The 15,011-nt window shown below is 64.5% G+C and carries 13 protein-coding genes; 6 read left to right on the forward strand and 7 right to left on the reverse strand.

What is annotated here, in order from left to right:
* The first annotated feature begins 99 nt into the window (after positions 1–99).
* Positions 100–1,050, forward strand: coding sequence for a LysR family transcriptional regulator (locus VC352_RS03320; RefSeq protein ID WP_322978164.1), 951 nt, complete (start codon positions 100–102; stop codon positions 1,048–1,050).
* Positions 1,051–1,086: 36 nt separating this feature from the next.
* Here VC352_RS03320 and VC352_RS03325 read toward each other — a convergent pair whose 3' ends face one another.
* Both VC352_RS03325 and VC352_RS03330 read right to left on the reverse strand, forming a co-directional pair.
* Positions 1,087–1,578, reverse strand: a complete 492-nt coding sequence (locus tag VC352_RS03325; RefSeq protein ID WP_322978165.1) for a hypothetical protein — start codon at positions 1,576–1,578, stop codon at positions 1,087–1,089.
* Positions 1,579–1,696: 118 nt separating this feature from the next.
* Positions 1,697–1,981 (reverse strand): SelT/SelW/SelH family protein, encoded by a 285-nt coding sequence (locus tag VC352_RS03330; RefSeq protein WP_322978166.1) that lies wholly within the window; start codon positions 1,979–1,981, stop codon positions 1,697–1,699.
* 71 nt (positions 1,982–2,052) lie between these two features.
* Here VC352_RS03330 and VC352_RS03335 point away from each other — a divergent pair, with 71 nt between their 5' ends.
* Positions 2,053–4,239 (forward strand): patatin-like phospholipase family protein, encoded by a 2,187-nt coding sequence (locus tag VC352_RS03335; RefSeq protein ID WP_322978167.1) that lies wholly within the window; start codon positions 2,053–2,055, stop codon positions 4,237–4,239.
* A gap of 55 nt (positions 4,240–4,294) precedes the next feature.
* Here the strand turns inward: VC352_RS03335 and VC352_RS03340 are convergent, their stop codons facing one another.
* From VC352_RS03340 to recQ, 4 genes are all read right to left on the reverse strand, one after another.
* The gene (locus tag VC352_RS03340; RefSeq protein ID WP_322978168.1) at positions 4,295–6,334 is read right to left on the reverse strand and encodes a FimV/HubP family polar landmark protein; all 2,040 of its coding nucleotides are present in this window, start codon (positions 6,332–6,334) and stop codon (positions 4,295–4,297) included.
* 272 nt (positions 6,335–6,606) lie between these two features.
* Complete coding sequence (locus VC352_RS03345; RefSeq protein ID WP_322978169.1) at positions 6,607–7,038, reverse strand: MarR family transcriptional regulator; 432 nt, start codon at positions 7,036–7,038, stop codon at positions 6,607–6,609.
* A 97-nt stretch (positions 7,039–7,135) separates the two neighbouring features.
* Positions 7,136–8,293: a diguanylate cyclase gene (locus VC352_RS03350; RefSeq protein WP_322978170.1), complete on the reverse strand. Its 1,158-nt coding sequence runs from the start codon at positions 8,291–8,293 to the stop codon at positions 7,136–7,138.
* A gap of 73 nt (positions 8,294–8,366) precedes the next feature.
* Positions 8,367–10,505: a DNA helicase RecQ gene (gene recQ / locus VC352_RS03355; protein WP_322978171.1), complete on the reverse strand. Its 2,139-nt coding sequence runs from the start codon at positions 10,503–10,505 to the stop codon at positions 8,367–8,369.
* A 223-nt stretch (positions 10,506–10,728) separates the two neighbouring features.
* Between recQ and VC352_RS03360 the strand changes: the two genes are divergently transcribed.
* The 4 genes from VC352_RS03360 to lapD all read left to right on the forward strand — a co-directional run bounded on the left by VC352_RS03360 (position 10,729) and on the right by lapD (position 14,615).
* Complete coding sequence (locus tag VC352_RS03360) at positions 10,729–11,313, forward strand: YecA family protein (RefSeq protein WP_322978172.1); 585 nt, start codon at positions 10,729–10,731, stop codon at positions 11,311–11,313.
* Between the two features lie 16 nt (positions 11,314–11,329).
* Positions 11,330–11,728 carry a YbaN family protein gene (locus VC352_RS03365; RefSeq protein ID WP_322978173.1) on the forward strand — a complete coding sequence of 133 codons (399 nt, stop codon included), beginning with the start codon at positions 11,330–11,332 and terminating at the stop codon, positions 11,726–11,728.
* Positions 11,729–11,965: 237 nt separating this feature from the next.
* Positions 11,966–12,661 (forward strand): cysteine protease LapG, encoded by a 696-nt coding sequence (lapG, locus tag VC352_RS03370; protein ID WP_322978174.1) that lies wholly within the window; start codon positions 11,966–11,968, stop codon positions 12,659–12,661.
* Between the two features lie 10 nt (positions 12,662–12,671).
* A complete protein-coding gene (lapD, locus tag VC352_RS03375) occupies positions 12,672–14,615 on the forward strand; it encodes a cyclic di-GMP receptor LapD (RefSeq protein ID WP_322978175.1) in 1,944 nt (647 codons plus the stop codon).
* Positions 14,616–14,636: 21 nt separating this feature from the next.
* Here the strand turns inward: lapD and VC352_RS03380 are convergent, their stop codons facing one another.
* On the reverse strand, positions 14,637–14,978 hold the full coding sequence (locus tag VC352_RS03380) for a tryptophan synthase subunit beta (RefSeq protein ID WP_322978176.1): 342 nt from the start codon (positions 14,976–14,978) through the stop codon (positions 14,637–14,639).
* Between the last annotated feature and the right edge of the window lie 33 nt (positions 14,979–15,011).

The following is a 15,011-nucleotide window of genomic DNA, read 5'->3' on the forward strand; positions in this document are numbered from 1 at the left end:
ACTGGCAACAAGAGCAAACCTCTGCCCTCCACGCTTGCACTTGGCAACCAAGGGGGTTTCTTGTCAGGCTTGCTGCCCTCAGAGCAGCGAGCCACCGTCATGTCCCGTATCCCCGAAGCCAGCATCATCCACAGCCGCCTGCGCCTGCGTCAGTTGCGCCTGATGCTGGCGCTGGAAGAACTCGGCTCGTTGCGCCGCGCCGCCGACGAGATCGGCATGACCCAACCGGCGGCCACCAAGATGCTGCACGAGGCCGAAGACCTGCTCGGCGTCGAGCTGTTCGAGCGCCTGCCACGCGGCATGCGCGCCACGCCCTTCGGCGAGACGGTGATCTACTACGCACGCATGGTCTTCGCCGAACTCACCGGCATGCGCGAGGAACTGGTGGCGCTGGAGTCCGGCAACCTCGGTCGGGTGACGGTCGGGGCCATTCCGGCGCTGGCCTCGGGCCTGCTGACGCGTACCATCGCCACCCTCAAGGAAAGCCACCCACGCCTGTCCATGAGCATACAGGTGGACACCAGCGACGTGCTGGTGCAAGCCCTGCAACAGGATCAGCTGGACGTCGTGCTGGGCCGCATTCCTACCGGGGCGCGCACCGAGGATCTGCAGTTCGACAGCCTCGGCGAGGAAGTGCTGTGCGTCGTCGCGGGCGCGCACAATCCCCTGGCGCAGGCGAAGAAACTCACCTGGAGCGAGCTGCAGCACATGACCTGGGTGCTGCAGCAGCACCCCAGTCCGATGCGCTCGATCATCAACCAGGCCTTCCACAACGCCCGTGTCGATACCCCCAGCAGCATCGTCGAGACCACCTCGATCATGACCCTGCTGTCCTTGCTGCAGCAGACCGATATGATCGGCGTGACGCCGCTGTCGGTGGTCAACGACTACCCCGGACGTCACCTGCTCGCCGTGCTGCCGATTCATTTCGGCCCGCGCCTGCCGCCCTACGGCCTGATCAGCCGGCGCCACCGCGTGCACTCTTCGGCCATGCAGACCTTCGTCGCCGCCGTGCGCGCCGAACAGGCCAAGCAGAACGAGCGGGGTTGAAGGCGCTGCGGGGATGCCCGCGCAGCGCCCACGCCATCAGTTGATGCTGTAGCCGCGTCCCGCCAGGCAGGCGCCTAGCGCACGCCGATAGAGCTCGGTCGACTCGGCGCTTACCGGCGCATTCGCGGTGGCCGGGTCGAAGCCGCTCTGACCGACCGCCCAGCCATGGCACTCGTAACGGTCTCGGCCCTGCTGCTCGGCACTCTGGCCATTGGCCGGATAGGCGATCACTTCGTAGCTGGCGACATTGCTGCTCTGCACGGTGGGTGGCGGCGTGGCCACTTCGTAACGCTGAGCATTGGCATTCCACAGGTAGTAGGTGCCGGCGGCAACGAAGTACAGCGCACTGCCGATCCACAGTTCACGAGCACCGTCCGGCAGGCCATGGCCATGCCCGCCACCGTGGCCGGGCCCCCAGTTGCCCCAGCCTGGGCCACCGGGCCCGCCAGGGCCGGGCGGACCGGCTACGGCTTGGGCAGAAAGAACCAGCGCCATCAGCGCCAGAATCATGGAACGTTGCAGCGACATGCTTCACCTCTTCACGTGACGGCCGTAGCGGACGGCCCAGGGCAAATTATTCGCGCACGCCCAAGCAAACGCTGTCAGCCCTGTGTAAAGACGGGGTAAAACTTCTGATACATGAGGTTCAGGGCCGGTCGTTGTGCCCCAGATCGCGGCCCGGATCGATCAGATCGCGCACGCGCTGCTTGAGCACCTTGGCCTCGGGGAAGCCACCATCGGCCTTGCGTTCCCAGACCTGCACGCCGTTGCAGAGAATACGGAACACCCCGCCCGTGCCTGGTTCCAGACTCACCCGGCCAAGCTCGTCGGCAAAGGTGCTGAGCAGTTCCTGGGCCAGCCAGGCGGCGCGCAGCAACCACTGGCACTGGGTGCAATAGGTGATGACGATTTCCGGCTTGTGATCTGACATGGGCAGGCTCTGATGGACGAAGCGGGTGCCTATAATAGCGGCCTTTGTGCCCGTCTAATCCGGTATTCGTCATGCCTCGCCTGCTCCGCCCGCTGCTGATTTTCCTCGCCCTTCTTGCGTTGCCGACGTACGCCGAAGAGCGTATCGGCCTGGTGCTGTCCGGCGGCGCCGCGCGCGGGCTGGCGCACATCGGCGTGCTCAAGTCGCTGGAGCGCCAGGGCGTTCGCATCGACGCCATCGCCGGCACCAGCATGGGCGCCATCATCGGCGGGCTCTATGCGGCCGGTTACCGGGTCGACGAGCTGGAGCAGCTGGCGCTGCGACTGGACTGGCAGCAGGCGCTATCCGACTCGCCGCCGCGCGAGGACATCCCCTTTCGCCGCAAGCAGGACGACCGCGATTTCCTGATCAAGCAGAAGCTCAGCTTCCGCGACGACGGCAGCCTCGGCCTGCCGCTGGGCGTGATCCAGGGGCAAAACCTGGCCATGCTGCTGGAAACCCTACTGGTGCACCGCAGCGACACGCGCAACTTCGACCGCCTGCCGATCCCCTTCCACGCCGTGGCCACCGATATCGCCACCGGTGAAGAGGTGATCCTGCGCAGCGGCCACCTGCCGCAGGCGATGCGCGCCAGCATGTCGATCCCGGCGGTGTTCGCTCCGGTGGAGCTCGATGGCCGCCTGCTGGTCGACGGTGGCATGGTCAACAACATCCCCATCGACGTGGCCCGGCAAATGGGCGTCGACCGGGTCATCGTGGTCGACCTGGGCACCCCGCTGCGACCGGTCGACGAACTGACCACGGTAGTCGACGTGATGAACCAGTCGATCACCCTGATGACGCGCAAGAACTCGGAAGAGCAACTCAAGACCCTGACGCCGGACGACGTACTGATCACCCCACCACTGGCCGGCTATGGCGTGGCCGATTTCAACCGGGCCGAGCAAATGATCGACGCCGGTTACCGTGCCACCGAGGCACTCTCTGCTTCGCTGGCACGCCTCGCCCAACCGGGCGGCGGCAGCCCGGCGCTGGCCGTGGCGCGTTCGCGTGAGCAGCGCAACCCGCTGATCCGCGAAATCCGCGTGGAGAACGACTCCAAGGTCGGCGACGCGGTGATCCTCAGCCACATCCGTCAGCCGCTGAATCAGCCACTGGATCTCGAACGCCTGCAAAAGGACATGGGTACGCTCTACGGCCTCGACTACTTCGAACGCGTGCAATACCGCATCACGCCCCTGGACGAGCGTGGCAGTGCACTGGTGATCGACGCGCGCGGCCGGCGCACCGGCACCGACTACCTGCGCATCGGCCTGAACCTGGCCGACGACATGCGCGGTGACAGCGCCTTCAACATCGGCGCCAGCTACCGCATCAACGGCATCAACGAACTCGGTGCCGAATGGCTGACGCGCGTGCAACTGGGCGACCGCCAGGAGCTGTACAGCGAGTTCTACCAACCGCTCGACTCCGGCTCGCGCTACTTCATCGCCCCTTACCTGTCGGGCGAGGCGCGCAACATCGAGTCCATCCTCGATAACGACCCCATCGCCGAATACCGCCTGGAGCGCTACGGCTACGGCCTCAACCTCGGGCGGCAGATCGCCAACAATGGCGAGATCCGCTTCGGCATCGGCCAGGCCTGGGGCGAAGCGGACGTGCGCGTCGGCGAGCGCGACCTGCCGAGTTTCAGCTTCAGCGAGGGCTACTACGAACTGAAGTACTCCTTCGACACCCTGGACAACGTCGACTTCCCGCGACAGGGCGAAGAAATCGGTCTGCTGCTGCGCCAGTACGACAAGGGGCTGGATTCCGATCAGGACTACCGTCAATGGGAGCTGAACCTGAGCAAGGCGTTCAGCGTCGAGCGCAACACCTGGATCTTCGGCGGCCGCTACGGGCGCACCCTGGACGAAGCCGATGTGGTCACCTCGGGCTTTGTCCTCGGCGGTGCCCAGGAGCTGTCAGGCTTTCGCCAGGATGCCCTGAGCGGGCAGAACGTGGCACTGGCGCGCATGGTCTACTACCGCCGGCTGACCCAGCACTCGCTGCTGCCGCTGGATGTCCCGCTGTACCTGGGCATGTCGCTGGAGCGTGGTCGCGCCTGGAACAACGACAATGCCTTCGACAGCGGCTACATCAACGCCGCCAGTGTGTTCCTCGGCCTCGACACGCCACTCGGCCCGCTGAACTTCAGCTACGGTCTCAACGATGAACGGGAAAAGGCGTTGTACCTGAACCTGGGCAAGAGTTTCTGAAACGACAAGGCCGCGCAATCTGCGCGGCCTTGTCGATTCACCTGAGCGGTGGCAATCAGGCGATCTCGGCCAGCAGCAGGCGCGCTGCCTCCTTCTCCTGCTCGTCGCCCTCGTCGATCACTTCGTTGAGGATGTCGCACGCTGCCGCGATATCGCCCTGCTTGATGTAGGCCAACGCCTGATTGAGCTTGGTCATGTGCTCGGGATTGCCGGCCAGGTGATCCAGGTCGATCGGCTGCAGCGGTTGCTCGGATTCGTCGGCGAAGGCGTCGAGGAACTGCTCGTCGAGTACATATTCGTCCACCGGCTCGACACGCGACTCGCCGTGTTCCATGTCCATCTCGAAGACTTCCGGCAGCTCCCGCAGGTTGCTGGCGAAATGTGGGTCATGCGCCACCTCTTCTTCGGCCTTCTTCAGACGGGCCGGGGTGTCGGCCTTGAATGGGCTGACCAGATCCCAGTCGGCATCCAGAGAGAGATCGTCCAGGTTGAGCTGGAAATCACTGTCGACGAGCGGCTCGACGGCCTCGGGCTCGGCAACTGCGGCAGGCTGAACAGCCTGCGCACGGCTGCCGGCGAAGTAGCGGGCCTTGATCGGTTCGATACGCGCAGGCGGCACGCCCAGATCGAGCAGCGCCTTTTCCTGGTCAAGGAACGCCGACTCATCACCCAGTTCGCCATAAACCTCGCTCAGGCGCAGACGCAAATCGGCGCGCTGCGGATAAAGCTCGATGGAACGACGCAGCGCACTGGCCGCCTCGGCAAAACGGCCGTAGGCGATATAGACGTTGGCACCCTCCAGCGGATCGGGCTCAGCGACAGGCTCGACGACCACCGGGCGGCTGACCATTGGGGATTCGCCGACAGGTGCAAGCCGCGGCGCGTCGTTCGTCGGCTCGGGTGCCTGCTCCTTGGCGCGACGTCGATAGGCAACGAGAAGCCCGAAGAGCGCCAGGCCGAGCACCGGCAGCCCAGCCATCAGCCAGGAGCTCCAGCCGAACGAGGAGCTGGACGCCGCCTCGCTTGGCGGCGTGCTCGCTTCGGCAGCAGGTCGCTGCGCCATCTCCTGGGAAATGACCTGGAGCTGACGATCCTTCTCTTCCATTTGCTGGCGCAACTGATCCAGTTGGCTCTGCATCTGGCTGAGCGCCGATTGCAGTTGGGCGTTCTGGTCGGTCACGGTCTGCAGCTGGGCGTTAACCTGCGCGACCTCCTCGCTCAAGGGGGCAGGCGCAGGTGTCTCGCTCGCCAGTGCATCGAGCGATGGCTGCGCAGCGGCAGCTTCGTTCGGCGAAGAAGTCGGTGCGCTGACCTGGGCTCCCGCAACCTCTGCGGCCGGAGCACTCAGTTGACTGGCCGGCAGCGGCGCGACCTCCGCCATGGCAGGTGCTGCAGAATCCGGCAACAGCAGTTGCTGATCAACGCGCAGACGATGGCGGTCGCCACCTACGAAGGCCGCCTGATTCAACGCGAAGATGTCTTCCATCAGGCTTTCGCGGCTGGCCGAACTACCGGAAGCGACGAGCTTGCCGGAGATACTCCAGAGACTGTCACCACCCTGCACGCGATAACGCTGCCCCAGGGCGGCTGGCGGCATACGAGTAGGCACCGGCGCCTTGTTCGCCGAGGCCGTAGCCTGCGGTGAGCGGGTCGCCGCCGTTGCCGCGATGGGGGCGGCGCTGCTGCTGTAGGCCGTCGAGCCTGGCGGGTCGAGGAGTACGGTGTATTCGCGATAAAGCTGGCCGCCCGGGCGCGCAACTTCGACGATGAAGTTCAGATACGGCTCACGCACCGGCTTGCTCGACACCACCCGGATCACGCTACGCGATCCACGCAGAATGGGGGTGAAGCGCAGGTCGTTGAGAAAGTAGACGCGCTCGACGCCCGAGCGCGCGAACACATCGGCAGGCGCCAGACGCACATGCATGTCCGAGGTTGCCAGATCGCCAACCTGCAACAGCTCGATTTCCGCATCCAGAGGCTGGCTCAGTGCCGAATGCAGGGTGATCTCACCTAACCCCAATGCCGACGCAACGCCGGAATAAAGAGCGGTGCCAGAGGCCACTGCCAAAACCAATTTACGCAGCCGAGCCATGCGACCTCCACATTTTGCGCGTCGTGCAGCGCCGTCAGACATTCTGCGGCGGCCTTCTGTTACAGAAGATTAGCGCACGAAACGATAGATCAACCTCTCAGAAACAGGACCCGGTTGCGCGCCCGATCCCGCCTCACATTATGACGACTGCTTCACAAAGCAGCACATTGCCGCCAGTTTGCCGACGAGCCAAGAGCGCAGCAAGCGCTTTTAGTCAAAAAACGGACACCACCCTACTCAAGGATGGCGCGCGGGCCAGACCACAGGCTTCGTCACTTCGTCAGATTGGCGAGTACGCGTGCATGCACGAGCTGGCAGCGGCGTAGATCGTCCTCGTCGATACCCACGAAGACTTCCTGGCGCAGTTGCGTGGAAATGGCCTCGATCTTCTCGATCAGGGGCTGCGCCTTGGGTTGCAGGGCGATTTTCTTGGCCCGGCGATCTTCCGGCACGGCGACACGGATCACCAACTCCTGCGCCTCCAGGCTGTCGAGCAGGCGTGCCAGGGTAGGCCCCTCGACGCCTACGCTCTGCGCCAGCTCACGCTGAGTCGGCATTTCGGAAAAACGTGCCAGGTGCAGCAGCACCAGCCAGCGCGCCTGCGACAGGCCGAGGCCCACCAGGCGACGGTCGAGTTCGGAACGCCAGGCGCGCGACAACTGCGCGACCTGCATGGCAAAACGGTGTTGATCAGGGTAAGACATGGATCAGCTCATACAAAGGTCAAAAACTAATTATTAGCCAGCTAGCCATAACCCTTCGCTGAGAGCAACCCCACAGATTGTCGCGTGTCGTTTCAGCTCAGCCAACGACTCGATTGCGACCGAATGCCTTGGCCTCGTAAAGCGCCCGATCCGCGCGGGCGTAAAGGGTGCTCAATTCATCACCCTCGCGGGGCTGGATGACCGCGACACCCAGCGACAGCGTGAGCACCTCACTGGACGACGCTTCGTGAGGCAGGTTGAGCGCCACCAGTGCCTGGCGTATCGATTCGGCGATGCGCAGCGCCTCCTCCCGCGGCGTATCGAACAGCAGCACGGCGAACTCCTCACCGCCCAGGCGTACGGCGAAATCCAGCGGTCGGCGGGCTGCCTCTTCGAGCAGCAGCGCGATTTGCTGCAGAGCCAGATCCCCCGCCTGATGGCCATACCGGTCGTTGTACAACTTGAAGTGGTCGGCATCGCACAGCAACAGCGCCAGGGATTCGCCATTGCGCTGCGCCTGGCGCCAGAGGCGTTCGAACTGGCGGTTGAAGCTGCGTCGATTGTGCAACCCGGTGAGGCTGTCGCGGTCGGCCAGCAGACGCATCAGGTTGCTCACCAGAAAATGCTCGCGCGACTTGTACTCCAGCAGGTAACAGCCGACACCGCCGAGCAGGTTACCGAACAGCAGGAACATCAGGTTGTTGACCAGGCGTGGCAACGGCAGGCCGGCCCATGACTCCAGCGCCGCATAGACCAGCAGGATCGCCAGTGAACAGACGGCGGCCTCGGCCAGACGCAGGCCGATGAGGAAATAGGCAGCGATACAGACCAGCATCAGCCCTTCATAGGGGTAGTTAGGATCATGCAGATGCGCGACGGCGACGATCGAGGCAGCACCGAGCCCCACGGTGGCGATGCACGCCAGGCTCAGGGGTTGTAGCAGATGAGGATGACGGCGCTGGATGATCAGGTAACCGCACACCAGCAGAACCACCAGCACGAGCATGCGAATCGCCAGCATCCACCCCAGATAGGGCGCATCCATCATCTGGGTGTCCAGCACGGCGAATGCCAGCCAGATGAAGACCGCGACAATCAGCGAGATGCGCTTGAGTTCAAAGCGATCTTCGAGCAGGTAGGCGCGGTACTCGCTCTCCAGCAGACGGGAGAAACGCAAACCACGAAATCCCAGGCTCAGTTGATCGGCATAAGGACTGGGACGGACATCATCGAGCCAGGCGTGATAACTCGGCACCCTCACCTCCTCTGCTGGCGGCCTGCATTCACTTTAGCAGGCGCTTGGTGCCGACCTGCAAGCGCAGGCTCGCTCAGCCTTCGAACTCGGCCTGCAGGGCGGCGCGCACGCAATACAGCACGGCCTCGTCAACCTGGCCGGCGAACAGCGGAGCGATCTCGCTCACAGGCGGCAGTTCGCCCTCGCCGTCGAGAAACGCATCCTGAATCTCGCCGAGCAGTTCCTCAGGCAAGTCCAGCGCCTGCTCCAGGCTCAGGTGCTGTTTGCTGATCGCTTCGGCCAGCAGGCTGTAGACGTTGCGCTCGCTGCAGTTCAGTTGGTTGGCGATCTGCGCCGGCGTCATGCCGGCGCGGGCCAGGCTGACCAGCTCATGACGCAGGTCGGCGACCGGCGCGGGCGCAGGCGCCTCTTCGCCGCCGTTGAGCACATCGAGAAAGGCCTGGCCGTAGCGCTCCAGCTTGCGCGCACCGACGCCGCTGACCTGGGCCATGTCGCCGAGCGTCGCGGGCTGGCTGCGCAGCATTTCCAGCAATGTGGCATCGGGGAAGATCACGTACGGCGGCACGCTGTGCTCCTCGGCCAGCTTGCGCCGCAGGCTGCGTAGCGCCTCCCACATCTCGCGCTCGTGGCCACGCACCAGTTGGCTGGCGGCGCTGCCGGAAGACGACGTTTTGGCGCTCTGCGCCGGCTTGGGATCGTGGCGCAGCTCCAGCCCCACCTCACCGCGCAGCAGCGGCCGGCAGGCATCGGTCAGACGCAGGCCGCCGAAGCCTTCCAGATCGACATCTGCCAGGCCACGCGCCACTAGTTGGCGGAACAGCGTGCGCCACTCGTTCTCGTTGTGCGCCTTGCCGATGCCGAATACGGCGAGGTGCTGATGGCCGGCGTTGCGGATCTTTTCGTTGTCGCGCCCAAGGAGGATGTCCACCAGGTGGCCGACGCCGTAGCGCTGACCGCTGCGGTAGATGGTCGACAGCGCCTGGCGTGCCGCTTCGGTGGCGTCCCAGGTCTGCACGCCGTCGATGCAGTTGTCGCAATGGCCGCAAGGCTGCGGCAACTCCTCGTCGAAATAGGCCAGCAACGCCTGGCGCCGGCAGTGCGGCTCCTCGCACAGCGCCAGCATGGCGTCGAGCTTGTGCTGCTCGATGCGCTTGTGCAGCTCGTCTCCCTCGGAGTTGGCCAGCATCTGCTTGAGGAAGATCACGTCCTGCAGGCCGTAGGCCATCCAGGCATCAGCAGGCAGGCCGTCACGGCCGGCGCGGCCGGTTTCCTGGTAGTAGGCCTCCAGCGACTTGGGCAGGTCGAGATGGCAGACGAAGCGCACGTTGGGCTTGTCGATGCCCATGCCGAAGGCGATGGTAGCGACCATGATCAGCCCTTCCTCGTTGAGGAAGCGCTTCTGGTGGTAGGCACGCAGGTCGTTGGCCAGGCCGGCGTGATACGGCAACGCCGGATAGCCCTGGCTGCTGAGGAACTCGGCCACCTCCTCCACCTTCTTGCGCGACAGGCAGTAGACGATGCCGGCATCGCCCTTGCGCGGCGCGAGGAAACTCAGCAGCTGCTTGCGCGGATTATCCTTGGGCTGGATGCGGTAGAAGATATTCGGTCGGTCGAAGCTGGAGAGAAACCGCTCGGCATTCTGCAGGTGCAGGCGCTGGACGATTTCCTCACGGGTGCGCTTGTCCGCAGTCGCAGTCAGGGCGATGCGCGGCACTTCGGGGAAGAGTTCGGCGAGTTGGCCGAGTTGCAGGTACTCGGGGCGGAAGTCGTGCCCCCACTGCGACACGCAGTGCGCCTCGTCGATGGCGAACAGGGCAATGTCGAGGCCCTGCAGGAAGCTCAGCATGCGCGGCTGCACCAGGCGCTCGGGCGCCAGGTAGAGCATCTTGATCTCGCCACGACGAATACGATCGGCAATCTCGCGCTGCTCGTCAGGGCTCAGCGTCGAGTTCAGTGCCACGGCCGCCACGCCCAGTTCGTCGAGAGTGGCGACCTGATCGTCCATCAGCGCGATTAACGGCGAGACCACCACCGCCAGGCCGTCGCGCATCAGCGCCGGCACCTGGAAGCACAGCGACTTGCCGCCGCCGGTCGGCATCAACACCAGGGCATCGCCGCCTGCGGCCACGCGCTCGATGATCGCAGCCTGATTGCCGCGAAAGGCGTCGTAGCCGAAAACGTCTTTGAGAATGCGCATGGCGTGGTCGAGCATGGGGGCCTCCGAATCGAGCCGCGCATTATGCCGCACTCTGGCCATGGACTGGGCAACGGGCTGTACGAAGCCGGCGTCGATCATCAGGAAAAACACCTGCCTGCCATCGCGGCTGAAGCCCCTCCCAGCATAATGTCGCGCCGTAGAGCCCATCGCGGCGTAGGTAGTTTGCCCCTGGCCTGCTAGAATCTGGCCTCGCATTCAGCCTCAAGGTAACTCCACGATGTCCTTCGCCGAGCAATTGTCCCGCCTGCAAGCCTTCCTCGATGCCGACGAGCTGCATGAAGAAGCGCTGGACTACGTGGCCGCCCATGGCTATCTGACCGCCCTGGCCATCTGCCCCGAGCCGGTGCCCGAGCGCGAATGGATCGATGCGTTGTTCGCCGAGCCACCGCACTACCGCAGCGATGCCGAGCGCGAAGAGATCGAAACCACGCTGGTGCACCTCAAGGCGCACATCGCCCGCCAACTGGCCGGCGAGGAAGAGCCCGAGCTGCCCTGCGACCTCGACCTCGGCGAAGAGCCGGACGATTCCGACCTGCGCGGCTGGTGCATCGGCTTCATGGAAGGCGTGTTCCTGCGCGAGGCCGTGTGGTTCGAAGACGCCGAAGACGAAGTCAGCGAGCTGCTGCTGCCGATCATGGTCGGTTCCGGCCTGTTCGACGAACAGCAGGAGTTCGCCGAGATCGCCCGCGATCACGACCTGGTCGACAGCATGATCGACCAGATCCCCGAGCTGCTCACCGCGCTGTTCCTGCTGTGCCAGGCCCCGGAAGAAAAGCCCGCCCTGCTCAAGCCGCGCCACTGATTCCTGCCGTTCGGCCATGCCCCGCGAAGTTCGCGAAAGCCGCCACCGCAGCGTGCGTTATGCGCTGCTGGCGGTCGGCTGGCTGAGCATCGCGCTGGGCGTCATCGGCATCTTCCTGCCGGTGTTGCCGACCACGCCCTTCCTGTTGCTCGCCGCGGCCTGCTTCATGCGCAGCTCGCGGCGTTTCTACATCTGGCTGGTAACGCACCCGCAACTCGGGCCATGGATCCGCGATTACCTCGATGGCCAGGGCATTCCGCGCAAGGCCAAGGTCTACACGCTGGTGCTGATGTGGTCGAGCATCGCCGTTTCCAGCTACCTGGTGCCGCACTTCTGGGCGCGCCTATTCATGCTCACCAGCGCCATTTGCGTGAGCATATACATCCTGCGCCAGAAGACGCTGCCGAGCCGCTGAAACCCTGCATCGCCAAGACTTTGACAGCCAACTTGTGATTATCGCAAGCAACCGGCAAAAAGCTGTCGCCTCGCCTAGACTGAGCCGATCAGACTCGGAGAGAACCCCATGCGACGGCAGCGCATCAAGGGCGCCTCTAAAAACGTAGGCGAGGCAGCCAGCGCAAGGCAAAAACAGGCGAAAAAGCGGAGTTTACGAGCTGTAAATGAGCATTTTGAGCCTGTTTTTAACGCGGAGATGGCAACGCAGGTAGTTTTTAGAGGTGCCCTTCAGGGTTGGCGAGGGCGCTTGCTAATCCTCTGGATCGGCGGCCTGCTGCTGGCTGGCCTGAGCACGGCCAACTGGGATTTCGAGCTGATCCTGAAGAACGCAGAAAGCCGCTACGGCAACCTCGGCCCGGCGCGCAAGCGCCTGCTCGACTGGCAGGCGCTGATCGCTAGCAGTGACGCGCTGGCCGAGAAGGACAAGCTCAACGAGGTCAACCGCTTCTTCAACCGCACCGTGCGCTTCGTCGACGACCAGCAGTTATGGCGCGAGAACGACTACTGGGCTACGCCGGTAGAGACTCTGATCAAGGGAGCTGGCGACTGCGAGGACTACTCGCTGGCCAAGTATTTCACCCTGCGTCGTCTCGGCATCCCCAGCGAGAAACTGCGCATCACCTACGTCAAGGCTCTGAACTACAACCAGGCGCACATGGTGCTGACCTACTACGCCAGCCCCGGCGCCGAGCCACTGGTGCTGGACAACCTGATCAACGATATCCGTCCCGCCTCGCAGCGCCGCGACCTGCTACCGGTCTATGCGTTCAATGCCGAAGGCCTCTACCTACCCGGTTCCAACGCACGCAAGAGCGACTCGAAGAAGCTCTCGCGCTGGCAGGACATCCTGAAAAAAATGCGCGCCGAAGGCTTCGCCGTGGGCGAAGGCTAGGAGGAGAACCATGTCCCTACTCAAGCAACTGTTCCTCGCCATCTGCCTGTTCCTCGTGGTGGCCTTCACCGGCAGCTTCATCGCCAGCGTGGAGACCTCGCGCGAGCAACTGCTCAGCCAGTTGCGCTCCCATGCCCAGGACGCCGCCACGGCGCTCGGCCTGTCGATGGCGCCGCACGTGGACGACCCGGCCATGCTCGAGTTGATGGTCAGCTCGATCTTCGACAGCGGCTACTTCGCCAGCATCCGCGTGGTCAGCATCCCCACCGACGAAGTGATCGTCGAACGCAGCACCGAGGTCAGGCCGGAAAACGTGCCGCAATGGTTCATCGACCTGGTCAACCTTGAGCCCGAAGGTGGCGATGCCCTGATCATGCGCGGCTGGGAACAGGCGGCGCGGGTCGAGGTGGTCAGCCATCCGCAATTCGCCCTGGCCAAGCTGTGGGACAGCGCCATCGGCAGCCTGCTCTGGCTGCTGCTGTGCGGGCTGGTCAGCGCCGTGCTCGGCGGCTGGCTGCTGCGCACGCAATTGCGCCCGCTGGACAACATGGTGCAGCAGGCGCAGGCCATCACCCGCCGTGAATTTCTCACCCTGCCCCGGGTGCCGCGTACCCCCGAACTCAAGCGCGTGGTGCTGGCCATGAACCAGATGGTGGACAAGCTCAAGACACTGTTCGCCGAAGAAGCCGCGCGCAGCGAGAAGCTGCGCGAGGAGGCCTACCAGGACAGCCTCACCGGCCTGGCCAACCGCCGCCAGTTCGACATTCGCCTGGGCAACCAGTTGGTGGTCAACGAACAGCATCCGGACGGCTACCTGCTGCTGCTGCGCCTGAATGACCTCGGCGGACTCAACCAGCGCCTCGGCGGCCAGCGTACCGATGAGCTGATCCAGGCCGCCGGCGAACTGCTCAAGCGCCAACTCGACAACCCGGAGCACGGCGAATGGCTGGCGGCACGCAGCCGTGGTGGCGAGTTCACCCTGCTCGCGCCCGGCTTGCGCAGCGAAGACGCCGAGCGCCTGGCCAACGAGCTTGTCGAGCAACTGGAAGCCTTGCGCCATACCGGAGCCAGCGATTGCACGCCCGTGGCGCACCTGGGCCTCGCCGCGTTCCGCCCCGGCGAGCCGGCTGGCCAGGTGATTGCCCGCGCCGACCAGGCGCTGGCGCAAGCGCAGAGCCAGGTCGGCAGTTGCTGGGGGCGCAACGACGACTTCGAGGCGCCAAGCGGGCAAAGCCTGCATGACTGGCGTGGCTGGATCGACGATGCCCTGGCTCAGGGTAAGCTCCAGCTCTACCTGCAGCCCGTGGTGGAGTGCGCCACACGTGCACAGCTGCTGCACCACAAGGTACTCGCGCGTCTGATCGACCCACAGGGTGAGGCCGTGGTTGCCGGGCGCTTCCTGCCCTGGATCGAACGCCTGGGCTGGAGCGCCCGACTGGATCTGGCCATGCTCGAACACAGCCTCGAGCACCTGGCAAAGCGCCCCGAACCGCTGGCGCTGAGCCTCTCGGCGAGCACCCTGCGCAACTCAGGGAGCCGCACGCAATTGCTGGAGTTGTTGCGCCATCACCGCGACCTGGGAAGTTACCTGACCCTGGAAGTGGACGAGCGCCATCTACCGCCACCGGCAGAGCTGGAGAGCATGAGCCAAAGCATCCGCGAAGCAGGTTTCAGCCTGGGCCTGCAGCATTTCGGCGGGCGTTTCAGCCTGATCGGCAACCTCACCCACCTCGGTCTGGCCTACCTGAAGGTCGACGGCACTTACATCCGCGCCATCGACGCAGAGGGCGACAAGCGCATGTTCATCGAGGCGATCCAGCGCGCGGCCAACAGTATCGATTTGCCATTGATCGCCGAGATGGTGGAAACGGAAGGTGAGCTGGCCGTGTTGACCGAACTGGGCATTCACGGCGCCATGGGGCGCTTGATCGGCGCCCCGGCGCCTGCGGTTTAGCAGGCCGTTGAGAAACGACCGCTAGACCAGGTTCGGTTCGTCGTCCCCCAGCAACCCCGTCAGGCCTTCGATCTCGGCCCGCGCGATGGCGCGCTGGTCGAGTTTCTCCCGCGCGGCCTCGGGCAGGTCGGTGTAGCGGATGACACCCCGCTCGACCAGCACGCTGACCACGTCTTCCAGTACCCGCACCAGTTCCAGGTCGGACTGTTTGAGGCTGTCGAGGCGCGCCTTGACCTCCTCGCGAGCTTCGAGCCAACGGTGCAGCTCCTCACTCTCAACGGCCAGCGTCTCGTTCATGCCCTCGAACGGCTCATGCTCGACTCTGAGCAAGCGGCCAGCGGCGTCGCGCTGTACGTAAACCATGGATGCCTCCGAAAACAGCCCGAAAAAAAGCCC

Origin of the sequence: Pseudomonas sp. C11 (assembly GCF_034683865.1) — a bacterium.
Classification (GTDB): domain Bacteria; phylum Pseudomonadota; class Gammaproteobacteria; order Pseudomonadales; family Pseudomonadaceae; genus Aquipseudomonas.